Here is a 23374-nt window from a genome sequence, read left to right as displayed (position 1 = left end):
GTTGCGTCGGGGAGGCGCACGGGGCGCTGACGAGAGGTGGGGTCGGGGACATGAAGAGAAGGCAGCTTTTTCGCCGAGTGACAACAGGTGTGGCAGTGCTGGTGGGGGCAAGGCTGGTTGCGCCTGCCACCGCCGACGCCCTGCCCGGTACCGGCTCGGCGCAGCCTGCCGGGCCTGCCGTTCCGTTGGATCGTCTGCTGCAGATCGTGTCTCTGTCGCACGTCAACGATCCGGCTCTCACTCCGATCTTTCCCGGCGATCCGGAGTTCACTCTCGAGACGGCGTTCACTGTCGCCGAGGACGGGTTCTACCTCCAGTACGTCAAGGAAGGGGAGCACACCGGAACCCATTGGGGAACTCCCGCGCATTTTCAGGAGGGTGGACTGACCGCCGACCAACTCGATCCGCAAGACCTGTTTCTGCCCGCGGTGAAGATCGATATCCGCGAGCAGGCGGCGGCCGACGCAGATTACGCCGTCACGGTCGCAGATCTGCAGAGCTGGGAGGCCATGCATGGACCAATTCCGGCGGGGGCGGCCGTCATTGCGTGGACCGGATGGTCGTCGCGTTGGGGCACCGACGCTTACGCCAACGCAGACGCGGACGGTGTGACACACCAACCCGGTTTCTCTGCGGAGGCGGCTCAGTGGCTGATCGACACGGGCAAGCTCGCAGATCGAGGCGCGCTCGGCACGGATACCTTCGGGCCCGATCTGGGCAACGACGAGACCTACCCGGTGTCGGTCAAGCTCTACGACAGGCGTCGGATCAGTTTGGAGAACCTGACCAATTTGGAGTCCATCCCGGCCACAGGTGCCTACGTTCTTGTCGGCGGTCCCATCAATCGTGCCGGATCTGGTTCTCCTGCAACCATTTTCGGTTTGGTGCCCAGGTTGTCCTGATCGATGTCCATCGGTACTCGGCTGAGCGTGCCCACGGCGTCGTAGCCGTAGACCCCGGCTTTCCCCTCGCGTTTGGCCCGATACATCGCGCGATCGGCGAGCCGCATCAGCTCGTCCTCGTCGACACCGGTGGTTCGTGGTGCGGTGTCGTCGGGGTCGACGCCGGTTGTGCGGCCTATCTGCACGACACCGACGCACGCGCCGACCGAGACCGGATGCCCGTCGATTTCATGGGGAGTGCGCATAGCTTCGGCGATGCGCACCGCTGTGGTGCGCCCGGTGTCGAGGTCGGCGTGGACCAAGGCGGTGAACTCGTCGCCGCCGAAACGCGCCACCACTCCCTCGACCACGCATCTGTCGAGTCGGCGTGCAAGTTCGATCAACAGTTCGTCGCCGCCGCCGTGCCCGAATCGGTCGTTGACACTCTTGAAGTTGTCCAGGTCGATCAGCAGCAGGATTGCGCTATTCCGGCCCGCTCGGGCGTCGTTCACCGCCGCGCGCAGGTGTTCGTCGAACGACGATCGATTGAGTAGTCCGGTCAGTCCGTCGTGGTGCGCGCGGTAGGTCAGCTCGTCCCGAGCCAGAGTCAAGCTACGGAGCAGGTTGTCGTTCTGTATCAAGGTGATCATCTGTCGGACGAGCGAGAGCAGCACCACCGCAACCCCGAGCACGATGACCGTCGAGTCGAGGGTGCCGGTCAGCACACGCAGAACCGCCAGCACGATGCCGATGGCACCCATCAGTGCGTAGGGCAGCAGCATCTGCGTTCGTTCACCGGCGATGCTGTCCGTGCCGGCAAACGCAGTGGGTTCCTGGCCGTACGTCGAAGGGGGGTACGTCGAAGGGCCGTACGTCGAGGGGCTGTACGTCGAAGGGCCGTTGTCGACGGTTCTCGGTGTGGCGGCTGCGAGCGCGATGAGCGCGGTGCCGGCGATGAATCCGCCGTCCGTCAGGACGGGCATGAACTCTGCCCCGATTGCGACCAGGTACGCGTAGATGCTGTCCGAGATCGCCAGCATCAGGATCCCTGCACCGAGCAGGGTGAGCTGTGACCTGTACCGAGCCGCGATGGTCGGAATCGCGATGAGCAGCACGATCATGGCGGCGAGAACCAGGTCGGTGATGGGGTACATGACGGCCACGAGGAACTCGATGGGTTCGGACTCCGACGAGTGCACGACCGCACCGAGCACGGTGGCCCATGACAGAACGAAGAGTGATCCCACGACGACTGCACCGTCGAGCAGCGACATCAGCCAGACGTGGCGGGCACCTGCGGCCGCTCGTCGGGGCGACACACCCACGAAGGCGAACAAAGCGGGAACGGCGAAGACGGGGAAGAGGAAGAATCCGACGTCTGCGACCGATGCGGTCGGCAGCGGCATGTCGAGCACGGATCGGTAGAAGGCCCACACCGCCATGCCTGCGCTCCAGCACGCCATTCCCGCGGCCATCAACACGCGCCACTGGCGTTCGGAACCCGTCCGACTCCTGGCGGTCCGCCCGCAGACGACCGTCGCGGCGATTCCGCCTGCGAGCTGTGCGACGTCGTCGATCAGCACCGAGGTGCGGTGGCCGAGAACGCCGGATCCGACCAGGAGGACGACGGCGAGAACGCAGCCGAGCACGACGACAACCCGTCGCCCCGCTGATCCGGCCATGCGACCCCCTCGTTCGTGAGCGAGCGCCGCCCCGCCGGTCGCTGTGATCGGTGGCTCGGACCGGCCGATTCATCGTACCGAGAGGTGGCTGTTGTCCATGGGCTCATCGGAGCCGAAAAGAAGGAATCGGCCTCGGGATCTTGCGGAAACTGTATTGCCGATATATCGTCGAAATGTCAATCGATACAGAGGAGAACGACATGAACTACGCATTCGAAGGATTCGCACACGAATTCGGACGCCGCGGAGGCCCCCGGATGGGGCCGTTCGCAGGCAGTGGAGGCGGACGCGCGCACATGCGCGGCGCACCGTTTCAGATGTGGGTTGCCCAGGCCGACGATGACGTCCCGGTGGACGAGGGCGGTCATCGAGAGCGAGGGCGCGGAAAGAGAGGGCACGGTGAACGCGGCAGGCGCGGTGCAGGAGGTGGGTTCGGACGCGGCCGCGAGGGCATGCGGCCCGGTTTCGGTCCCGGCGGTTTCGGAGCTGGTGGCTTCGGACCGAATGCAGATTTCGGCCGAGGTCGGGGCCGAGGAGGGCGAGGTCGACGCGGAGATGTGCGTGCGGCAATCCTGCTGCTGCTCGAGGAGCGTCCGATGCACGGATACGAGCTCATCCAGCAGATCGCCGACAAGAGCAACGGCACCTGGAAGCCGAGCCCCGGCTCGATCTATCCGGCCCTGTCTCAGCTCGAGGACGAGGGCCTGGTTCTCATCGACAAGGTGGCCGGACGAAAGACGGCAGCTCTCACCGATGAGGGGAGATCGCACATCGAGCAGCATCGCGAGGACCTGGGCAGTCCGTGGGACGACGTCGCCGATTCGGTCGGTTTCGACGCACGGGATCTGCGCGCGCTCATCGGACAGTTGATGGGTGCGGCCGGCCAGGTGGCCGGAGTCGGCACGTCCCGACAGGTCGAACAGGCCGCCGACATCCTCGTCGAGGCGCGGAAGTCCATGTACCGCATCCTCGCGGAGGACGGGCCGAACGACGCCCAGCCCGACGAGACGGTCGACGCTCCCGACGCGACATGACCGCTGGGTGCGGAATCGTCCGCAGCTCCAGGCACTCCCTAGGATGGACACCCGAGATCGTTTCGTCCATCCCAGGGAGTTGCCTACAGTGCGCGTCGTCTTTGCCGGAACACCGGACCCCGCAGTCCCATCGCTGCGGAGGTTGCTGGAGTCCGAACGCCACGAGGTGATCGCCGTGGTGACCCGGCCCGACGCCGCATCCGGTCGAGGGCGAAAGACCGTTCGCTCCCCGGTCGGCCTGCTGGCCGACGAACACGGTATTCCGGTGTTCACGCCCGCGAAGCCGTCGGACCCGGATTTCGTCTCGCAGCTGATCGACCTCGCACCCGATGTCTGCCCGGTTGTCGCATACGGCGCGCTACTGCCTCAGCCGGTCCTCGACATTCCTCGCTTCGGCTGGATCAACCTGCACTTCTCGCTGCTGCCCGCATGGCGCGGTGCCGCACCCGTACAGGCCGCCATCGCCGCAGGCGACGAAATCACCGGGGCTTCCACGTTTCTGCTCGATGCGGGGATGGATACCGGCCCGGTGCTCGGCGTCGTCACCGAGAGAATTCGCTCGACCGACACCACGGGTGACCTGCTCACCAGACTCGCATCGAGCGGAGCCGAGCTGCTGAACGCAACCCTCGACGCGATAGAAGACGGAACCGCAGGCGCCCATCCGCAACCCGACGACGGTGTTTCGTACGCGAGCAAAATCACCGTCGACGCGGCGCGCATCGACTGGAACCGATCCGCCGCCTACATCGATCGGCACATCAGGTCGGTCACCCCGGCACCGGGGGCATGGACGACGATCGGTGAACTCCGCGTCAAGATCGCCCCGGTACAGCTGGTGCCCGATACGTTGCCTCCCGGCGCGATCGAGGTACGCAAATCCGGTGTGCACATCGGAACAGGCACGACCGCACTCGTTCTCGGAGATATCCAACCCCAGGGCAAGAAGGTCATGAAGGCACTCGACTGGGCGCGCGGCGCTCGGCTGGACGATACGGCGGTAGCGCGATGACAGAACCCGACAGGCCCCGTAAGCGCGAGTCCGGTCAGCCGAGAAAGTTCGTGAAGAAGTCGCCAGGAGCCCGCGGTCCCAGAGGAAACCGGCCTCCGCAGGGCGCTGGGCCCCGCGCAATCGATGCGATCGATCCGGCACGCCGCGCGGCCCGTGACGTACTGAAGGCGGTCCGCGAGCGTGATGCCTACGCCAACCTGGTGCTGCCCGGCTTGCTGCGAGAGCGGAAGCTGGACTCGCGCGATGCCGCGCTGGCCACCGAACTCGCCTACGGCGCGTCCCGCGCACGTGGGGTGCTCGACGCGGTGATCGCCCATGCGGCCGGGCGGCCTGCCGCTGAAATAGACGGGCCTCTGCTCGACATTCTGCGGCTCGGCTCCTATCAGCTGCTCCGGACCCGGGTGGCACCACACGCGGCCGTCGCCACGTCGGTGGATCTGGCCCGGTCCGAATTCGGCACCGGCAAGGCTGGTTTCGTCAATGCGGTGCTGCGGCGTGTGTCCGAACGCACGGCGGCGCAGTGGGTCGACGAGCTGGCGCCACCAGCAGCGTCCGATCCGGTCGGCCATCTCGCCTTCGAGTACGCACATCCCAAGTGGATCGCGCAGGCTTTCGCCGACGCCCTCGGTGCCGATGCCGGTGAACTCGCTGCCGTGCTCGAAGCCGACGACGCACGGCCTTCGGTTCACCTGGTCGCTCGGCCCGGAGAGATCTCGGCCGAAGAACTGGCGCTGATCACCGGGGGAGAGGAAGGACCTTATTCCCCGTACGCCGTGCACCTCGACGGCGGCGATCCCGGCAAGCTCGACGCCGTACGCGACGGGCTGGCCGGAGTTCAGGACGAGGGCAGTCAACTCGTCGGACGGGCACTCACCCTGGCACCACTCGTCGGTGCGGACGGTGGTCGATGGCTGGATCTGTGCGCCGGCCCGGGAGGCAAAGCTGCGCTGCTCGGTGCCATCGCCGAGATCGACGGTGCCACAGTCGATGCCGTCGAGCCGACGCCGCACCGCGCCGATCTGGTGTCCAAGACGACCAAGGACCTTCCGGTGACGGTGCACACCGTCGACGGCAGGCAATCCGGACTCGACGGTGGCTACGACCGCGTGCTCGTGGACGCGCCGTGCACCGGGCTCGGCGCCCTACGTCGTCGGCCCGAGGCGCGCTGGCGGCGACTGCCGTCCGACGTCGCGGCCCTGGTGACGCTGCAGAAAGAGTTGCTGGCAGCGGCGATCGACCTGGTTCGCCCCGGTGGCGTGGTGCTCTATTCGACGTGCTCGCCGCATCTGTCCGAAACGACGGCTGTCGTCGCCGACGCGGTCCGCCGATTCGGCGTCGAGCCGCTCGATACACGCGAACTCGTGCCGGGCGTGCCGAAGCTGGGCGACGGTACGTCCGTGCAACTGTGGCCACACCGACACGGCACCGATGCGATGTTCATGGCGGCGCTACGCAAACCGATGTGACCGGACGGCGGCAGGATCAGCCGCCCGCCAGGAACGTCTCGGCGACGTTCTTCGGGGCGTAGACGAGCCACCCGTCGATCAGCAGTTCCCGTAGTTCGCCGTCGTCGGTGTTGTCGAGATCCACCAGCACCGCGGCGAACCCGTCGAAGTGCGAGATGGTGAAGCACGCCCGCGGATGTGCAGCGAGGATGGCCTCCTTCTCGTGCAGGTCCGCGGTACGAACGGCGAGGATCGGCCCCCGGGGCGGGGTCCGGTCGCCGAACCGTTTCAGGTCGGCTTTGCTGAACGGGCGAATCCACGCGAACACGTTCTTGTCGACCGCCCACGACGAATGCCCGTACCGGACGCCCACGGTGACCCCGGGCAGTTCAGCGATCATCGCCGTTGCGGAGTCGATGGTGGCCATGGGCGCACCATACCGCTCGGCTAGGCTCGTCAATCGTGGTTTCCCCGATGATTGCCCCCTCCATTCTGTCCGCCGATTTCGCACGGCTCGCCGCCGAAGCCGAGGCGGTGTCCGGAGCTGATTGGCTGCACGTCGACGTCATGGACGCGCACTTCGTTCCCAACCTCACCCTCGGGCTTCCGGTCGTGAAGAGTCTGCTGAAAGCGACGAACATCCCCCTCGACTGCCACCTGATGATCGAGGATCCGGCGCGCTGGGCCCCGCCCTACGCCGAGGCCGGGGCGTACAACGTCACCTTTCACGCCGAGGCGACCGACGACCCGTCCGCAGTGGCGCGTGACATCCGCGCAGCGGGCGCAAAAGCCGGCCTGTCGGTCAAGCCCGGCACGCCGATCGAGCCGTACCTCGAGATCTTGCGTGACTTCGACACCCTGCTGGTGATGAGCGTGGAGCCAGGCTTCGGCGGGCAGTCGTTCATGCCCGAGGTGCTCTCGAAGGCGAAAGCTGTTCGCGCACTTGTCGATTCAGGTGATCTGCGACTGGTGGTCGAGATCGACGGCGGAATCAATTCCGACACGATCGAGCAAGCCGCCGAAGCCGGAATCGACTGCTTCGTCGCCGGCTCGGCCGTCTACGACACCGCCGATCCCGCCGCCGCCGTGCGTGACCTTCGCACCCGGGCCGCCCACGCATCGCACCACCTGTCCTGATGGGCAACCCGGGCGCAGTCGCATGAGCGTCGACAGCGGGGCGGTGTCGATCACCGACGCCATGAACCTCGCCATCGAGGCCTCCGAGTCCGCCCGGGGTATCAGTGCTCCGAACCCTGCGGTCGGTGCCGTGATCCTCGATGCCCGCGGAACGGTCGTGGGTGTCGGATCCACGCGTCCACCCGGCGGACCGCATGCCGAGATCGTCGCCCTGGCCGAGGCCGGGGATCGAGCTCGCGGCGGCACTGCGGTGGTGACCCTCGAGCCCTGTGACCACACCGGTCGTACCGGGCCTTGTTCGCAGGCACTGATCGAGGCCGGCATCGCGACGGTCGTGCACGCCGTCGCCGATCCGAACCCGCTCGCATCAGGCGGAGCCGAGACTCTGCGCGGCGCGGGCATTCGCGTCGAGCAGGGGATCGGGGAACGCGAGGTACGGCAGGGTCCGCTGCGGGCATGGCTGCACAAGCAACGCACCGGGCGGCCACACGTGACCTGGAAATATGCCGCGACTCTCGACGGACGCAGCGCCGCCGCGGACGGTACGAGTCAGTGGATCACCGGTCCCGAGGCGCGCGCGCACGTGCACGCCGAGCGGGCCAAGCTCGACGCCATCGTCGTGGGAACCGGGACCGTGCTGGCCGACGACCCGCGGCTGACCGCCCGACGACTCGACGGGTCCCTTGCGCTCCACCAGCCCGTGCGCGTCGTCGTCGGATCGCGGCAGATACCGGCGAACGCCGCGATTCGCGGGTCGGAGGCACCCACGGTGTTTCTCGACACACACGATCCGGCGGCGGTGATCGAGGCTCTCGGCGAACACACCGATGTCCAGATCGAAGGCGGTCCGACGTTGGCCGGAGCATTTCTCGCTGCCGGGCTGATCGACCGCGTCGTGGCATACGTCGCCCCGGCCGTGTTGGGCAGCGGACCTGCGGCGGTGGAGAATGCAGGCATCGGAACAATTGCCGACGCAATTCGGTTCCGCACGGAGACAGTCACCATGATCGGCAACGACATACTGATCGGCGTCGTGCCCGAAGGAGCGAATTAGATGTTCACCGGAATCGTCGAAGAACTGGGCGAGATCGTGGCCAAGGACGAACTGCCCGACGCCGCTCGTTTCACCGTCCGCGGCCCGGTGGTGACCTCCGATGCAGGCCATGGGGACTCCATTGCGGTCAACGGGGTGTGTCTGACCGTCGTGGAAGTACTGCCGGACGGCGGCTTCACCGCCGATGTCATGCAGGAGACGTTGAACCGATCGAGCCTGGGTGCCCTCGACGTCGGCAGCCGCGTCAACCTCGAACGCGCCGCGGCACTCGGCAGCAGGCTCGGTGGGCACCTCGTCCAGGGCCACGTCGACGGAACCGGAACCGTGGCGGGCCGCTCGCCGTCCGAGAACTGGACCGTCGTGCGCATCACCATGCCTACCTCGGTCGCGCGCTACGTCGTGGAAAAGGGCTCGATCACCGTCGACGGAGTGTCGCTGACCGTGTCCGGACTGGGTGTCGACGACGGTTCGCACTGGTTCGAGATCTCGCTGATACCCACCACCCTCGATCTGACCACGCTCGGCAAGGCCGAGGTCGGCTCACCGGTCAACCTCGAAGTCGATGTCATCGCCAAGTACGTGGAGCGGCTGCAGTCGATCGACGCACAGTAAGTACTGTTGAAGTGCACGCAGGTAACGGTGCATCGGAGACATTCCAAGGGTGCTGAGCCAGGCCCGAGACCTATGGAGCGCACTTTCGTGACCAGGTTCGACAGTATCGAGCGCGCAGTTGCGGACATCGCTGCGGGCAAAGCCGTGGTGGTCGTCGACGACGAGGACCGCGAAAACGAAGGCGATCTGATTTTCGCCGCCGAGAAGGCCACCCCGGAGCTGGTTGCCTTCATGGTCCGCTACACCTCCGGCTATCTCTGTGTTCCGCTGTCCGGTGAGGACTGCGACCGACTCGGCCTGCCGCCGATGTTCGCCACCAACCAGGACAAGCACGGAACCGCGTACACGGTCACCGTCGATGCCCGCGAGGGAATCGGAACCGGGATCTCGGCCTCCGACCGCGCAGCCACGATGCGACTGCTCGCCGACCCCGACACCGGAGCCGGCGATTTCACCCGCCCCGGCCATGTCGTACCGCTGCGCGCCAAGGACGGCGGAGTGCTGCGTCGCCCCGGCCACACCGAGGCCGCCGTCGATCTGGCCCGCATGGCCGATCTGCGGCCCGCAGGCGTCATCTGCGAAATCGTCAGCCAGAAGGACGAAGGCGCGATGGCCCAGACCGACGAACTGCGCGTGTTCGCCGACGAGCACGACCTCGCGCTCATCTCGATCGCAGACCTGATCGCATGGCGGCGCAAGCACGAAAAGCACGTCCTCCGCGTCGCTGACGCCCGAATCCCTACCAGCCACGGCACCTTCCGTGCGGTCGGCTACCAGAGCATCTACGACGAGGTCGAACACGTTGCGCTCGTGCGCGGCGACATCGCCGGACCCGACGGTGACGGCAACGACGTACTCGTTCGTGTGCACTCCGAATGCCTCACCGGTGACGTCTTCGGTTCGCTGCGCTGCGACTGCGGACCGCAACTGGACGCCGCTCTCGAAATGGTCGCCGCCGAGGAACGCGGAATCGTCCTGTACATGCGCGGACACGAGGGCCGCGGAATCGGACTGCTGCACAAACTGCAGGCCTATCAGCTCCAGGACGCCGGCTCCGACACGGTCGACGCCAACCTGCAGCTGGGCTTGCCCGCCGACTCCCGCGACTACGGAATCGGTGCTCAGATCCTCGTCGACCTCGGTGTGTCGTCGATGCGTCTGCTCACCAACAATCCGGCCAAGCGAGTCGGGCTCGACGGATACGGCCTGCACGTGACCGAGCGGGTACCGATGCCGTTGCGCGCCAACGCCGAGAACCTCACGTACCTGCGCACCAAACGCGACCGCATGGGCCACGACCTCACCGGTCTCGACGATTTCGAGAACGGAGTCACCTCATGAGCGGCGACGGCGAACCCACCCTCCAGCTCGCCGGTGCGAACGACCTGAAGCTGGCGATCGTGGCCGGCCAGTGGCATCGAACGATTTCCGAGGCGCTGCTAGACGGTGCGTTGCGCAAGGCAGAGTCGGCGGGAGTGCGGGACGTCACGGTCATCCGCGTCGCCGGTGCCATCGAGCTGCCCGTGGTCGCCCAGGCGCTCGCCCGCAACCACGATGCCGTCGTGGCGCTCGGCGTCGTCATCCGCGGCGGTACACCGCATTTCGAGTACGTGTGCGATGCCGTCACGGCCGGCTTGACGCGAGTATCGCTGGACGAGGGCACTCCGGTCACCAACGGGGTGCTCACCACCAACGACGAGCAGCAGGCGCTCGACCGTGCCGGCCTGCCCGGCTCGTTCGAGGACAAGGGCGCTCAGGCCACTGCAGCCGCAATCGACACGGCACTGACTCTGAAGCATCTGCGTCAACCTTGGACGAACCAGGAGTTCACGTGACCGACGGCGAACCGACCCCGCAGTGGGACATGCAGGTGAAGTCCCGCAAGTCTGCGCGCTACGCCATCGCGGCGGCAGTGTTGCTCGTCGTGGCGCATTCGACCGTCGCCGTCCTGCTCCGGGTGTCTCCGACCGGGGTGTACTTCCGGACCGCCGACCAACTCGCGATGGCGGGAATCGGAGTATTGCTCGGCGGCTTGGCGCTGGTGCTGACCCGCCCGCGAATCCGCGTCGGACCCGCAGGTGTCGCGGTACGTAATCTGCTCTCGGAGCGCCTGATCGAGTGGGATCTGGTGCGCGGACTGTCCTTTCCCGACGGGGCGATGTGGGCGCGCGTCGACATCCCCGACGACGAGTTCATCAACGTGATGGCCATCCAGTCCAACGATCGTGAGCACGCGGTCGCCGCAGTGCGGAAATTCCGGACACTCGAACGTAAATACGCACCCGCCGCATCCGTTCCGACCGACGCGGTCGATCAGGACTGACCTAGCAGGACTGACGTAGCAGGGCATGCACCACACCTGAGCTGCGGATGCGGAGAACGTCGGACCCGACGGCTAACGTGGATGCCGTGTCCGACCCCGCTACCTACCGCCCGGCCACCGGAACCATTCCGGTGGAGCCGGGTGTGTACAAATTTCGAGATCCCCACGGTCGCGTCGTCTACGTGGGTAAGGCCAAAAGCCTCCGCAGTCGGCTCAATTCCTACTTTGCCGACGTCGCCTCGCTGCATCCTCGTACCCGCCAGATGGTCACCACCGCGGCGTCGGTCGAATGGACGGTCGTCACCACCGAGGTAGAGGCACTGCAGCTCGAGTACAACTGGATCAAGGAATTCGATCCGCGATTCAACGTCCGCTACCGCGACGACAAGAGCTATCCGATGCTCGCGGTGACGATGAACGAGGAATACCCACGTCTGTTCGTGTACCGCGGACCCCGCCGCAAGGGTGTGCGCTACTTCGGCCCGTACGCCCATGCATGGGCGATTCGCGAGACGCTGGACCTGTTGCTCCGGGTGTTCCCCGCGCGCACGTGCTCGACCGGAGTGTTCAAGCGGCACAATCAGATCGGCAGACCCTGCCTGCTGGGGTACATCGACAAATGTTCGGCACCGTGCGTGGGCCGGGTCAGCGCGGAGGAGCACCGCCGCACCGTCGAGGATTTCTGCGACTTTCTGGCCGGTAAGACCGACAAGCTCGTGCGGCAGCTCGAGAAGAAGATGCAGGCGGCATCCGAGGACTTGGACTTCGAGACCGCAGCGCGCCTGCGCGACGACGTCGGTGCACTGCGTCGAGCATTGGAGAAGCAGGCGGTGGTGCTCGGCGACGGTACCGACGCCGACCTCGTCGCGTTCGCCACCGATGCCCTCGAAGCTGCCGTCCAGGTGTTCCACGTTCGCGGGGGCCGGGTTCGCGGACAGCGCGGCTGGGTGGTGGAGAAGGCAGGCGAAGTGATCGAGCGGCAGGACGAGGCAGATCTGCCCGCACTGGTCGAGCAGTTTCTCACCCAGTTCTACGGCGAGCAGGCCGCGCTGACTGCGCAGGCGCCGGGTGGCGACGACGGCGGTTCCAATGCAGTTCCGCGCGAAGTGCTGGTGCCCGTTCTGCCGGACAACGCCGACGAGGTCCAGACGTGGCTCAGCGAGCTTCGGGGGTCCAACGTGACCCTGCGCGTTCCTCAGCGCGGCGACAAGAAGGCGTTGGCCGAGACCGTCGAGCGCAACGCCAAGGAGGCCCTGCAGCAACACAAGCTGAAGCGAGCGGGAGATTTCACATCGAGATCTGCTGCGCTGCAGGGGATTCAGGAAGCGCTCGATCTTGATTCGGCACCGCTGCGCATCGAGTGCATCGACATCTCCCATGTACAGGGAACCGATGTGGTGGCATCTCTCGTCGTCTTCGAGGACGGGCTGCCTCGCAAGAGCGACTACCGCCACTACGCGATCAAGGAAGCGGCCGGTGACGGACATTCCGATGACGTCGCCAGCATTGCCGAGGTGACTCGGCGTCGATTCCTCCGACACTCCGCCGATGGGTCGACCGAAGCGAGCGGAGGCGATCTGGCTCCGGAAGCCGCGCTCGATCCCCAGACCGGCAGACCTCGAAAGTTCGCCTACCCACCGAACCTGTTCGTCGTGGACGGCGGTGCCCCTCAGGTGGCCGCAGCCGCAGCTGTGCTGGACGAATTGGGCGTGACCGATGTGGCGGTGGTCGGTCTCGCCAAGCGACTCGAAGAGGTGTGGGTGCCGGGCGAGGAGGATCCGGTCATCCTTCCGCGAACGAGCGAGTCCCTCTATCTGCTGCAGCGAGTTCGCGACGAGGCACACCGATTCGCGATCACGTTCCACCGCAGCAAGCGGTCCCGTCGGATGACGGCCTCGGCACTGGATTCGGTCCGTGGACTCGGTGAATCGCGGCGAACGGCCCTGGTCGCACACTTCGGTTCGGTAGCCAATCTCAAGCGCGCGACGGTCGCGGAGATCGTCGAGGTGCCGGGAATCGGTGAGACCACCGCGAAGTCGGTGCTGGCGGCGCTCGGTTCGGACACGGACGAGGCCGATGTAGGCGATGATGGCAACGCAACTGCAACGACATCGGGCGAGAACACGACGGAACATGCGATTGCGCCGCGCGTGGAATCGGCGGGACAGGCTTCGTAGTGAGCGAACACCAGACACAGAGACATCCGCCATCCGACGAGCATCTCGAACCGCCTTCCGAGGCGGAATCGCGGCATGACGGGATAGAGGTGGCGTTGGTCACCGGCGTCTCCGGCGCAGGGCTGCGCACCGCAGCCAAGATTCTCGAGGACCTCGGCTGGTACGTCGCGGACAACCTGCCCCCCGAGCTCATCTCGAAGATGGTCGACCTCGGACTGGAATCCCAGCCCCGCATCGAGCGACTCGCACTGGTGATGGACGTCCGAAGCCGGCTGTTCACAGGGGATCTGGGCTGGGTTGTCCAAGAGCTCGACTCCAAGGGTGTGCGCAACCGAGTGCTGTTCCTGGACGCGTCCGACGCCGTGCTCATTCGCAGATTCGAGTCCAATCGGCGCAGCCATCCGTTGCAGAACGACGGTCAGGACGGAACGCTGACCGAGGGCATCACTGCGGAACGCCTGCGGCTCGCCCAGGTCAAGGCTGCGGCCGATCTGACGGTCGACACCACGTCGCTGTCGGTGCACCAGCTCAGGCGCAAGATCGAGACGGTGTTCGGTGACGCGAACACCAGCGGCGTCGGCGTCACCGTGCAGTCGTTCGGCTTCAAGTACGGCTTGCCGATGGACGCCGATCTGGTCTGCGACGTCCGCTTTCTGCCCAATCCACATTGGGTGCCCGAGCTCCGCGACCACACGGGACAGGACGCAGACGTACGCGATTACGTCTTGGGACAGGACGGAGCCCGCGACTATCTGCAGACGTACACGCACCTGCTGAATTTGACGATCGAGGGATACGTGCGGGAAGGCAAGAGGTACATGACGGTAGCCGTCGGCTGCACCGGAGGTAAGCATCGAAGTGTTGCGATGACCGAAGCGTTGGCCGGCATTCTCGCCGAGCAGGGTGATGTGTCCGTGCGCGTGCTGCATCGCGATCTGGGTCGCGAATGAGCGAAACCGGCACCGCAACGCAGGAACCGGGCCCGAAGATCGTCGCCCTCGGGGGCGGTCACGGTCTGTACGCCACCCTGTCCGCGGCCAGGCTGCTCGGCCACGACGTCACCGCCATCGTCACAGTCGCCGACGACGGAGGATCGTCGGGGCGTCTGCGGGCCGAGCTCGGCGTCATTCCTCCCGGAGATCTACGTATGGCGCTGGCTGCGCTGGCGCGCTCCGACGAACGAACGCAGCTGTGGACCGATGTGCTGCAGCATCGGTTCGGGGGTACCGGTGCGCTGGCCGGACACTCGGTGGGCAACCTCATCCTCGCCGGACTCACCGAGGTGCTCGGTGACCCCATCGCTGCACTCGACGAGATGGTGCGGATGCTCGGAATCGACGGCCGAGTGCTGCCGATGTCGCCCATCGCACTCGACATCGAAGCGGACGTCTCCGGCCTCGAGGACGACCCCCGAGTCAGCCGCGTCATTCGCGGACAGGTGGCGGTTGCGACGACCCCCGGCAAGGTTCGGCGCGTGCGGTTGCTGCCACCCGACCCGCCTGCCTCGGCAGATGCCCTCGCGGCGATCGACGAGGCCGATCTGGTGGTGCTCGGTCCCGGATCCTGGTTCTCGAGTGTCATTCCACACGTTCTGGTGCCGGATCAGCTGGCCGCCCTGGCACGTACTTCCGCGCCGAAAGTGCTCGTGCTGAACCTGGCGCCGGAGCTGGGAGAGACCACCGGATTCTCCGCCGAGCGCCATGTCCACGTACTCTCCCAACACGCACCTGATTTGGGAATCGACTACGTGTTGGTCGATTCCGCCTCGGTCCCGGAGGGCAGCAACCGCGAACACGTAGCGCGGGCAGCGGCCCGGCTCGGTGCCGAGGTCGTTTACGTCGATGTTGCCGAAAACGGCACTCACGCACATCATTACGGAAAGCTTGCTGCAGCTCTCGGCTCCATCGTGACGCCCACCGGCGGCACTGCACCGACTGCTGCAGGCAGAGAGGGGATCACTTCGTGGCCATGACAGCGGAGGTCAAGGACGAGCTGAGCAGGCTCACCGTCAGTCAGGTCAGTTGCCGCAAGGCAGAGGTGTCCGCGCTCCTGCGATTCGCCGGTGGATTGCACATCGTGGCCGGTCGGGTGGTGGTCGAGGCGGAAGTGGATCTCGGGTCCATCGCGAGGCGGCTGCGTCGCGAGATCTTCGAGCTGTACGGCTACTCCTCCGACGTGCACATGCTCGGTGCCGGCGGACTGCGCAAGACCTCGCGTTACGTGGTCCGGGTGGCCAAGGACGGGGAGGCCCTGGCTCGCCAGACCGGACTGCTGGATCTGCGCGGGCGCCCGGTTCGTGGCCTGCCCGCCCAGGTGGTCGGTGGCACGGTGGGGGATTCCGAAGCAGCGTGGCGCGGTGCGTTCCTCGCACACGGCTCGCTCACCGAGCCGGGCCGATCCTCGGCGCTCGAGATCAGCTGCCCAGGACCGGAAGCAGCTCTGGCGCTCGTCGGAGCGGCCCGCCGACTCGGAGTGGCCGCGAAGGCCCGCGAGGTGCGCGGAACCGATCGAGTGGTGGTGCGCGACGGCGAGGCGATCGGAGCGCTTCTCACCCGCATGGGAGCACAGGACACCAGGCTCGTCTGGGAAGAACGTCGAATGCGGCGCGAGGTGCGAGCCACGGCGAACCGACTCGCCAATTTCGACGACGCCAACCTCCGGCGCTCTGCGCGGGCGGCCGTTGCCGCCGCAGCGCGGGTCGAGCGAGCCCTGAACATCCTCGGTGAGGACGTGCCGGATCATCTTGCTGCTGCGGGTTCGCTCCGAGTACAGCATCGCCAGGCTTCCTTGGAAGAACTCGGGCAGTTGGCCGACCCGCCGATGACGAAGGACGCGGTGGCGGGCCGAATCCGACGGCTGCTGTCCATGGCCGACCGCAAGGCGAAGGAAACCGGCATTCCGGACACCGAGTCCGCGGTCACCGCAGAACTGCTCGACGAGGCCTGACCGCCTCCGAAGAGTGATGCGCGCGCTCTGCCTGCGCGCACACTAGGGTGGGAACCGCGTGTGGCACCCCGCATGCAGGCATGACCAGACATCTGTTTTCACAACTTTTAGGAGCGAACAGTGACGATCCGGGTAGGCGTCAACGGCTTCGGCCGCATCGGGCGTAACTTCTTCAGGGCTGTCGACGCGCAGAAGGCGCTCGGTACCACCGACATCGAAATCGTTGCTGTCAACGACCTGACCGACAACGCATCGCTCGCACACCTGCTCAAGTACGACTCGATCCTGGGCCGCTTGCCGCACGATGTCTCGCTCGAGGGCGAGGACACCATCGTCGTCGGCGGACAGAAGATCAAGGCGCTGTCGCTGCGCGAGGGCCCGTCCGCACTTCCGTGGGGTGACCTGGGCGTCGACGTCGTCGTCGAATCGACCGGCATCTTCACCGACGCTGCGAAGGCACAGGGCCACATCGACGCCGGTGCCAAGAAGGTCATCATCTCCGCGCCCGCCAAGGGCGAGGACATCACCATCGTGATGGGCGTCAACGACGACAAGTACGACGGCAGCCAGAACATCATCTCCAACGCGTCGTGCACCACCAACTGCCTCGGCCCCATCGCCAAGGTTCTCGACGACGAGTTCGGCATCGTCTCGGGCCTGATGACCACGATCCACGCGTACACGCAGGATCAGAACCTGCAGGACGGCCCGCACAGCGACCTGCGTCGCGCTCGCGCTGCAGCGCTGAACGTCGTCCCCACCGGTACCGGTGCAGCCAAGGCTATCGGCCTGGTTCTCCCGCAGCTGCTCGGCAAGCTCGACGGCTACGCACTTCGGGTGCCGATCCCCACCGGCTCGGTCACCGACCTGACCGCTCTGCTGAAGAAGAAGGCCAGCGCGGACGACATCAACGCCGCGATGAAGGCAGCTGCCGAAGGCCCGCTGAAGGGCATCCTGAAGTACAACACCGATCCGATCGTGTCCTCGGACATCGTCACCGACCCGCACTCGTCGATCTTCGACGCGCCGCTGACGAAGGTCATCGACGACCAGGTCAAGATCGTCTCCTGGTACGACAACGAGTGGGGCTACTCCAACCGCCTCGCCGACCTCATCGGTCTCGTCGGCAAGTCCCTCTGACACCGATGGCTGTCAAGACACTGCAGGATCTGCTCGATGCCGGTGTCGAAGGCCGTGGCGTCCTCGTGCGATCGGACTTCAACGTCCCGCTCGAGGACGGCACGATCACCGATCCCGGCCGTATCCAGGCGTCGATCCCGACTCTTCGAGCACTGGTCGAGGCGGGTGCCAAGGTCATCGTCACCGCCCATCTCGGTCGTCCCGACGGCAAGCCCGACGCGAAGTACAGCCTGGCTCCGGTCGCAGCGAAGCTCGGCGAGCTGCTCGGACGCCACGTTCAGCTCGCAGGCGACGTGGTGGGTCAGGACGCCGAGGCTCGCGCCGAGGGCCTGACCGACGGCGACGTGCTGCTGCTCGAGAACATTCGCTTCGATCCGCGCGAGACCAGCAAGGACGAGTCCGAGCGAGCTGCTCTGGCTCGTGAGCTCGTCGCGCTGGCCGGCGACGACGCGGCATTCGTCTCCGACGGATTCGGCGTCGTGCACCGCAAGCAGGCGTCGGTCTACGACGTGGCGCAGTTGCTGCCGCATTACGCGGGCACCCTCGTCGCTGCCGAGGTCGAGGTGCTGGCCAAGCTCACCGAGGATGCGGCACGTCCGTACGCGGTGGTGCTCGGCGGCTCCAAGGTCTCGGACAAGCTCGGCGTCATCGAGGCGTTGGCTCCCAAGGTCGACACCCTGGTGATCGGCGGCGGCATGGCCTTCACCTTCCTTGCGGCACAGGGTTATTCGGTCGGAAACTCGCTTCTTCAGGAGGATCAGATCGGAGTCTGCAAGGATTTGCTCGAGCGCTTCGGTGACGTGATCCACCTCCCTGTCGACATCGTCGTGGGAGACAAGTTCGCGGCGGATGCCGAGGCGAAGACCGTGAAGGCCTCCGAGATTCCGGATGGCTGGATGGGTCTGGACATCGGTCCGGACTCGGTCAGTCGTTTTGCGGTCGTGCTCTCGAACGCCAAGACCGTCTTCTGGAACGGACCGGCCGGCGTGTTCGAGTTCGACAAGTTCTCGGCCGGCACCAAGGGCATTGCGGAAGCGATCATCGGAGCCACCGAGAAGGGCGCGTTCAGCGTGGTCGGCGGCGGCGACTCCGCGGCGGCCGTGCGCACCCTCGGATTGCCCGACGACGGCTTCTCGCACATCTCCACCGGAGGCGGTGCATCCCTCGAATACCTCGAAGGCAAGCAGCTCCCCGGTCTATCGGTCCTGGAGGCATGACGCATGGCACGTAAGCCGCTCATCGCGGGCAACTGGAAGATGAACCTCAACCACCTCGAAGCCATTTCGCTGGTGCAGAAGATCGCTTTCTCGTTGCCCGAGAAGTACTTCGACAAGGTCGACGTGACGGTGATCCCTCCGTTCACCGACATTCGTAGTGTGCAGACACTGGTCGAGGGCGACAAGCTGCTGCTCACCTACGGTGCGCAAGACGTGTCGTCCGAGGACAAGGGAGCGTTCACCGGCGAGATCAGCGGTTCGATGCTGGCCAAGTTGGGATGCACCTTCGTCGTGGTGGGTCACTCCGAACGGCGCACTCTGCACAGCGAGGACGACGCCGTCGTGCTGGCCAAGACGAAGGCGGCGCTGAAGAACGGCCTCACGCCGATCGTCTGCATCGGTGAGGGGCTGAACATCCGCGAGGCCGGCGAGCACGTGGCCTACAACGTGGCCCAGTTGCGTGGTTCGCTCAGCGGCCTGTCGGCCGATGACATCTCCAAGGTCGTCATCGCCTACGAACCGGTGTGGGCGATCGGCACCGGTCGGGTCGCGTCGGCATCGGACGCCCAGGAAGTGTGCGGGGCGATTCGCGAGGAACTGAAGGCGCTGTCCTCGGATGAGGTCGCGGCGGGTGTGCGGGTGCTGTACGGCGGCTCGGTCAACGCCAAGAACGTCGGCGAGATCGTGGGCCAGCCCGATGTCGACGGTGCCCTGGTCGGGGGAGCGTCGCTCAAGGCGGACGAATTCGCCACGCTGTCGGCTATCGCCGCAGGTGGACCCCTGCCCTGATCGGTCGTCGGCAACGCCGACCGAACGATTTTCGGACACCTCGCTTCGGCGGGGTGTCCGAAGCCGTTCGTGGGGCCAGGTAGGCTGCTGGAGGCATCGAATCGAGTTTGAGGTGGACATGGATCTGTTTCTGGATATTCTGCTGGTCATCACCAGTCTGGCGTTGATCTTGCTGATCCTGCTGCATCGCGGCAAGGGTGGCGGATTGTCCAGTCTGTTCGGTGGCGGAGTGCAGTCCAGCCTGTCCGGTTCCACGGTCGTCGAGAAGAACCTGGATCGTCTGACAGTGTTCACCGGCCTGATCTGGCTCATCGCGATCCTCGGAATCGGCCTGGAGATCAAGTACACCTGATCCACTTCGGCTCCGAGTGCGAGTTGGTGACGAAGCGACGATACTGGGTGGATGAGCGAATCCTCCTACGAGTCAGTCGGTTCCCCAGCCTTCGTCCCACCGACAGCTCAGGGTCGAGAGTTGACCGAGCCTCTCCGTGAGGACATCCGCTATCTCGGCGGCATCCTGGGTGAGATCATTCGTGAGCACGAGGGCGACGACGTTTTCGAGCTGATCGAAGCGGCGCGAGTCGAATCCTTCGCGGTACGCAGGTCCGAGATCGAGCGTGACGACTCGGTCGGTCGGTACACCGATGTGGAAGTGGCGCAGGCGGTTCCGCTCATCAGAGCCTTCAGCCATTTCTCGCTCCTGGCCAACCTCGCCGAGGATCTGCACCGCGAACGCCGTCGTGCGATCCACCTCGATCGCGAGGATCCGCCGCAGAACAGCAGTCTCGACGCAACATGGCTGAAAATCGATGCTGCGGCCCCGACGCGCGAGCAGGTGGCCGCGGCGTTGACCGATGCGTTGGTGGCTCCTGTCATCACCGCCCATCCCACCGAAACACGCCGACGGACCGTCTTCGACGTGCAGTCGAAGATCACCGAACTGATGCGCCGGCGCGATGTGGCCACCGCAGCTCTCGAGGGCAAGGCTGCGAGCGCGACGAAGGAATTGGCCGTCATCGACGTGCAGATTCGCCGGCAAGTGCTGACGCTGTGGGAGACCGCTCTGATTCGGTTGTCGCGCTTGCGAATTCAGGATGAAATCGAAGTCGGTCTTCGCTATTTCGAGTCCTCGCTGTTCGACGTCATGCCGGCCCTCAATGCCGACGTGCGCGCAGCGCTGCGGGCACGGTGGCCCGAGGACGACCTGCTGCCCCGCCCCATCCTTCGCCCCGGATCGTGGATCGGCGGCGATCGAGACGGCAACCCGAACGTCACCGGAGAAGTGGTGCACACCGCGACGCACCAGGCGGGCTACGTCGCCTTCGAGCACTATCTGGACGAACTGGTGGCGCTCGAGAAGGAACTGTCGATGTCTGCGCGTCTGGTGGACGTGACCGAGGAGCTCACCGCTCTGGCCGGTGCATCGGCGGAACCGGACGATCGGCGGGCGGACGAGCCGTACCGGGTAGCCGTCGTCGGCATCCGGGCCAGGCTGACTGCCACCGCTCGTGCTGTGCTCGACGCGGTTCCGGTGTCCGGCATCGACCTCGGGGCGGAGAAATACGACGGTCCACAAGACATTCTCGACGACCTCGACGTCATCGATCGCGCCCTGCGGGCCGACGGAGACGGTTTGATCGCCGACGATCGCCTGCTCCGGCTCAGACAATCGGTCGAGACGTTCGGATTCCATCTACAGGCTCTGGACATGCGGCAGAACTCCGAGACCCACGAGGAAGTGGTGGCCGAGCTGCTGGCGTGGGCCGGTGTACACCCGGACTACATGTCCCTCGGGGAGGATGAACGGGTCTCCGTACTGTCGCAGGAACTCGCCACTCGGCGACCGCTCATCGGCCCCAATGCGCAGCTCAGCGAACTCGCAACCAAGGAACTGGGCATCGTCAGGGCAGCCAAGGAAGCCATCGACCACCTGGGACCCGACACGATCCAGAACTACATCATCAGCATGTGTCAGTCGGTCAGTGACATGCTCGAGGCCGCCTTGCTGCTCAAAGAAGCCGGCATCTTCGACCCCGGCACCGACGGGGCGTCGCCTACGTCCACGGTGGGTGTGGTGCCGCTGTTCGAGACCATCGAGGATCTTCAGCAGGGCGCAGCGACGTTGCTCGCCACCCTCGAGGTTCCGATCTACCGCGCGCTGGTGGCCGGGCGCGGAATGAATCAGGAAGTCATGCTCGGGTATTCGGACTCGAACAAGGACGGCGGGTATCTCGCAGCCAACTGGGCCTTGTATCGCGCCGAGCTGGATCTGCTCGAGGCATCACGCAAAACGGGTATTCGCTTGCGGCTCTTCCACGGTCGCGGCGGGACGGTCGGCCGCGGCGGCGGTCCCAGCTACGACGCCATTCTGGCGCAGCCGCCCGGCGTGGTGCAGGGATCGCTGCGACTCACCGAGCAGGGTGAGATCATCGCGGCGAAATACGCCGAACCGTCCATGGCGCGTCGCAACCTCGAATCCCTCGTCGCGGGAACCCTGGAATCGACTCTCCTCGATGTCGAGGGCCTGGGTGACGGCGCGGAGGCTGCCTACGACATTCTGGACGATCTCGCCGCGAAAGCCCGCGCGGCATACGGCCGTCTGGTGCACGAAGAGCCCGGATTCGTCGAGTACTTCCGCACCTCGACGCCGGTCGCCGAGGTCGGTGAGCTCAACATCGGCTCTCGGCCTGCGTCACGGAAGCCCACGAACTCGGTGTACGACCTCCGAGCGATCCCATGGGTGATGTCGTGGAGTCAGTGCCGCGTCATGCTGCCCGGTTGGTATGGCACCGGGTCTGCGTTCGAGGAGTGGGTAGGCGACGACGACGGCAAACTCGAGGTGCTGTCGGATCTGTACCGCAAGTGGCCGTTCTTCCAGACCGTCTTGTCCAACCTCGCGCAGGTGATGGCCAAGTCCGATCTGGGGATCGCGGCCCGGTACGCCGAACTGGTGCCCGACGCAGACCTACGGGCGCGGATCTTCGGCATGATCGAGGCCGAACACGCCACGACCGTCCGGATGTATCTGAAGATCACCGGCCACAGTCGTCTGTTGGAAGACAACCCGTCGCTCGAGCGCTCGGTGCACAACCGATTCCCCTACCTGGAACCGCTGAATCAGATGCAGGTCGAGATGTTGCGACGCTATCGCAACGGTGACGACGACGAACGCGTCAAGCGCGGCATCCTGCTGACGATGAACGGGCTCGCGACGGCACTGCGTAACAGCGGCTAGCGCGTGAGTAGTCGGCGCACCTCGATCGAGTAGTTCTACTCGCGCGCCACGTCGATGTCGTCGAGCACAGTGTTGTCCATGACGATATCGACGCAGGTGCGAGTGTCCGAAAGACGGCTCCGGTTACGGGTTCTCGGCACTGTGGGTTGCGCGATCGGTGCACCGATACTGGGACTGTTCTCTGGGGCCGCAGCATGGTCCGTCGTGGCGGAGTCCGAACCGAACATGCTGCACCTGTTCGGGACGCAACTGGTTGCCGTTGCGGCGTGGGTGCTGTGGATCGGGTTCTGGTCGCTTGCCATACGGACGGTGGCGGATGTACACGACCGCACCGAGTCTGCACGGGTCACCGTGTGTGCGTGGACGACCGTCGTGGTGGCCGTGGGAATCGCACACGCGTTCGGCCTGGCATACGCGATGGTATGGACGGTCATTCCGCTCGGGTCGCTGTTCGCGTGGATGTTCTGACCGTGTGTAGCGGGCTCGCGCTTCGCGGAACCGGCCGCCGGCGGATCGCGTCCAACGAGGTATGAGGCAGTGCAGAAACGACACCGATGCCTGGCGCGACGGATCCGCCTACCGCACCAGCGATAGACGGTATGGAGGTCTTGGCTGGGGCCTCTCCGCATGTAAGCGTGGGTTGCCGACAGGAGTGGGTCCTGGCCGGTAGAGCCACAGATGTGGGAGGCC

22 protein-coding genes are annotated in these 23374 nt (G+C 65.7%); 20 read left to right on the top strand and 2 right to left on the bottom strand.

From position 1 onward, the window contains the following. The first annotated feature begins 50 nt into the window (after positions 1–50). Positions 51–902 (top strand): cyclase family protein, encoded by an 852-nt coding sequence (locus tag CH286_RS22365; RefSeq protein ID WP_094610439.1) that lies wholly within the window; start codon positions 51–53, stop codon positions 900–902. On the opposite strand, the gene CH286_RS22360 is transcribed toward CH286_RS22365, so the two are convergent. Beyond that, positions 818–2563 (bottom strand): GGDEF domain-containing protein, encoded by a 1746-nt coding sequence (locus CH286_RS22360; protein ID WP_094610438.1) that lies wholly within the window; start codon positions 2561–2563, stop codon positions 818–820. The two genes, CH286_RS22365 and CH286_RS22360, sit on opposite strands and share 85 nt — an antisense overlap. Positions 2564–2763: 200 nt before the next feature. Here CH286_RS22360 and CH286_RS22355 point away from each other — a divergent pair, with 200 nt between their 5' ends. The 3 genes from CH286_RS22355 to CH286_RS22345 all read left to right on the top strand — a co-directional run bounded on the left by CH286_RS22355 (position 2764) and on the right by CH286_RS22345 (position 6075). Next, positions 2764–3597: a PadR family transcriptional regulator gene (locus tag CH286_RS22355; RefSeq protein WP_371828261.1), complete on the top strand. Its 834-nt coding sequence runs from the start codon at positions 2764–2766 to the stop codon at positions 3595–3597. An 88-nt stretch (positions 3598–3685) separates the two neighbouring features. Then, complete coding sequence (gene fmt / locus CH286_RS22350) at positions 3686–4609, top strand: methionyl-tRNA formyltransferase (protein ID WP_032403362.1); 924 nt, start codon at positions 3686–3688, stop codon at positions 4607–4609. After that, positions 4606–6075, top strand: a complete 1470-nt coding sequence (locus tag CH286_RS22345) for an RsmB/NOP family class I SAM-dependent RNA methyltransferase (protein ID WP_094610437.1) — start codon at positions 4606–4608, stop codon at positions 6073–6075. The genes fmt and CH286_RS22345 overlap by 4 nt, the downstream gene beginning before the upstream one ends. Before the next feature lie 16 nt (positions 6076–6091). Here the strand turns inward: CH286_RS22345 and CH286_RS22340 are convergent, their stop codons facing one another. Then, positions 6092–6481 carry an MmcQ/YjbR family DNA-binding protein gene (locus CH286_RS22340; RefSeq protein WP_094610436.1) on the bottom strand — a complete coding sequence of 130 codons (390 nt, stop codon included), beginning with the start codon at positions 6479–6481 and terminating at the stop codon, positions 6092–6094. A 35-nt stretch (positions 6482–6516) separates the two neighbouring features. Between CH286_RS22340 and rpe the strand changes: the two genes are divergently transcribed. From rpe to CH286_RS22260, 16 genes are all read left to right on the top strand, one after another. Beyond that, complete coding sequence (rpe, locus tag CH286_RS22335; protein ID WP_032377816.1) at positions 6517–7191, top strand: ribulose-phosphate 3-epimerase; 675 nt, start codon at positions 6517–6519, stop codon at positions 7189–7191. A 22-nt stretch (positions 7192–7213) separates the two neighbouring features. After that, complete coding sequence (ribD, locus tag CH286_RS22330; RefSeq protein WP_032403365.1) at positions 7214–8245, top strand: bifunctional diaminohydroxyphosphoribosylaminopyrimidine deaminase/5-amino-6-(5-phosphoribosylamino)uracil reductase RibD; 1032 nt, start codon at positions 7214–7216, stop codon at positions 8243–8245. Next, entirely contained in the window at positions 8246–8857 is a 612-nt protein-coding gene (locus tag CH286_RS22325; protein WP_037150514.1) for a riboflavin synthase, read from the top strand. Between the two features lie 87 nt (positions 8858–8944). Further along, entirely contained in the window at positions 8945–10198 is a 1254-nt protein-coding gene (locus CH286_RS22320; RefSeq protein WP_032378466.1) for a bifunctional 3,4-dihydroxy-2-butanone-4-phosphate synthase/GTP cyclohydrolase II, read from the top strand. After that, on the top strand, positions 10195–10692 hold the full coding sequence (gene ribH, locus CH286_RS22315) for a 6,7-dimethyl-8-ribityllumazine synthase (RefSeq protein ID WP_032377819.1): 498 nt from the start codon (positions 10195–10197) through the stop codon (positions 10690–10692). Before CH286_RS22320 ends, ribH begins: the two co-directional genes overlap by 4 nt. 29 nt (positions 10693–10721) lie before the next feature. Further along, positions 10722–11180, top strand: a complete 459-nt coding sequence (locus CH286_RS22310; RefSeq protein ID WP_032403661.1) for a PH domain-containing protein — start codon at positions 10722–10724, stop codon at positions 11178–11180. An 86-nt stretch (positions 11181–11266) separates the two neighbouring features. Beyond that, positions 11267–13357: an excinuclease ABC subunit UvrC gene (gene uvrC / locus CH286_RS22305; RefSeq protein WP_094610451.1), complete on the top strand. Its 2091-nt coding sequence runs from the start codon at positions 11267–11269 to the stop codon at positions 13355–13357. Between the two features lie 83 nt (positions 13358–13440). Continuing rightward, on the top strand, positions 13441–14307 hold the full coding sequence (rapZ, locus tag CH286_RS22300; protein ID WP_094610452.1) for an RNase adapter RapZ: 867 nt from the start codon (positions 13441–13443) through the stop codon (positions 14305–14307). Continuing rightward, complete coding sequence (locus CH286_RS22295; RefSeq protein ID WP_032403367.1) at positions 14304–15329, top strand: gluconeogenesis factor YvcK family protein; 1026 nt, start codon at positions 14304–14306, stop codon at positions 15327–15329. The genes rapZ and CH286_RS22295 overlap by 4 nt, the downstream gene beginning before the upstream one ends. After that, complete coding sequence (gene whiA, locus CH286_RS22290) at positions 15320–16303, top strand: DNA-binding protein WhiA (RefSeq protein ID WP_032377822.1); 984 nt, start codon at positions 15320–15322, stop codon at positions 16301–16303. Before CH286_RS22295 ends, whiA begins: the two co-directional genes overlap by 10 nt. Positions 16304–16423: 120 nt before the next feature. Beyond that, entirely contained in the window at positions 16424–17443 is a 1020-nt protein-coding gene (gene gap / locus CH286_RS22285) for a type I glyceraldehyde-3-phosphate dehydrogenase (protein WP_032365753.1), read from the top strand. Positions 17444–17448: 5 nt separating this feature from the next. Further along, positions 17449–18660, top strand: coding sequence for a phosphoglycerate kinase (locus CH286_RS22280; RefSeq protein WP_032377823.1), 1212 nt, complete (start codon positions 17449–17451; stop codon positions 18658–18660). A 3-nt stretch (positions 18661–18663) separates the two neighbouring features. Further along, positions 18664–19449 (top strand): triose-phosphate isomerase, encoded by a 786-nt coding sequence (tpiA, locus tag CH286_RS22275; RefSeq protein ID WP_032403368.1) that lies wholly within the window; start codon positions 18664–18666, stop codon positions 19447–19449. 118 nt (positions 19450–19567) lie between these two features. Continuing rightward, positions 19568–19801: a preprotein translocase subunit SecG gene (gene secG / locus CH286_RS22270; RefSeq protein WP_027497008.1), complete on the top strand. Its 234-nt coding sequence runs from the start codon at positions 19568–19570 to the stop codon at positions 19799–19801. A gap of 51 nt (positions 19802–19852) precedes the next feature. Continuing rightward, on the top strand, positions 19853–22684 hold the full coding sequence (ppc, locus tag CH286_RS22265) for a phosphoenolpyruvate carboxylase (protein ID WP_094610435.1): 2832 nt from the start codon (positions 19853–19855) through the stop codon (positions 22682–22684). Between the two features lie 78 nt (positions 22685–22762). Further along, the gene (locus CH286_RS22260; protein ID WP_141215884.1) at positions 22763–23152 is read left to right on the top strand and encodes a hypothetical protein; all 390 of its coding nucleotides are present in this window, start codon (positions 22763–22765) and stop codon (positions 23150–23152) included. Positions 23153–23374 lie beyond the last annotated feature (222 nt).

Origin of the sequence: Rhodococcus sp. WWJCD1, assembly GCF_002258735.1 — a bacterium.
Classification (GTDB): Bacteria; Actinomycetota; Actinomycetes; order Mycobacteriales; family Mycobacteriaceae; genus Rhodococcoides.
Note: the sequence above shows the minus strand (reverse complement) of the source record. Positions and strands in the feature narration are given on the sequence as shown.

Bases quoted from the DNA above. Each gene is read 5' to 3' on its own strand.
- CH286_RS22365 (WP_094610439.1), top strand. From the start codon at position 51: ATGAAGAGAAGGCAGCTTTTTCGCCGAGTGACAACAGGTGTGGCAGTG.
- CH286_RS22360 (WP_094610438.1), bottom strand. From the start codon at position 2,563: ATGGCCGGATCAGCGGGGCGACGGGTTGTCGTCGTGCTCGGCTGCGTT.
- CH286_RS22355 (WP_371828261.1), top strand. From the start codon at position 2,764: ATGAACTACGCATTCGAAGGATTCGCACACGAATTCGGACGCCGCGGA.
- CH286_RS22345 (WP_094610437.1), top strand. From the start codon at position 4,606: ATGACAGAACCCGACAGGCCCCGTAAGCGCGAGTCCGGTCAGCCGAGA.
- CH286_RS22340 (WP_094610436.1), bottom strand. From the start codon at position 6,481: ATGGCCACCATCGACTCCGCAACGGCGATGATCGCTGAACTGCCCGGG.
- ribD (WP_032403365.1), top strand. From the start codon at position 7,214: ATGAGCGTCGACAGCGGGGCGGTGTCGATCACCGACGCCATGAACCTC.
- CH286_RS22325 (WP_037150514.1), top strand. From the start codon at position 8,246: ATGTTCACCGGAATCGTCGAAGAACTGGGCGAGATCGTGGCCAAGGAC.
- ribH (WP_032377819.1), top strand. From the start codon at position 10,195: ATGAGCGGCGACGGCGAACCCACCCTCCAGCTCGCCGGTGCGAACGAC.
- CH286_RS22310 (WP_032403661.1), top strand. From the start codon at position 10,722: ATGCAGGTGAAGTCCCGCAAGTCTGCGCGCTACGCCATCGCGGCGGCA.
- CH286_RS22295 (WP_032403367.1), top strand. From the start codon at position 14,304: ATGAGCGAAACCGGCACCGCAACGCAGGAACCGGGCCCGAAGATCGTC.
- CH286_RS22280 (WP_032377823.1), top strand. From the start codon at position 17,449: ATGGCTGTCAAGACACTGCAGGATCTGCTCGATGCCGGTGTCGAAGGC.
- tpiA (WP_032403368.1), top strand. From the start codon at position 18,664: ATGGCACGTAAGCCGCTCATCGCGGGCAACTGGAAGATGAACCTCAAC.
- secG (WP_027497008.1), top strand. From the start codon at position 19,568: ATGGATCTGTTTCTGGATATTCTGCTGGTCATCACCAGTCTGGCGTTG.
- ppc (WP_094610435.1), top strand. From the start codon at position 19,853: ATGAGCGAATCCTCCTACGAGTCAGTCGGTTCCCCAGCCTTCGTCCCA.
- CH286_RS22260 (WP_141215884.1), top strand. From the start codon at position 22,763: ATGACGATATCGACGCAGGTGCGAGTGTCCGAAAGACGGCTCCGGTTA.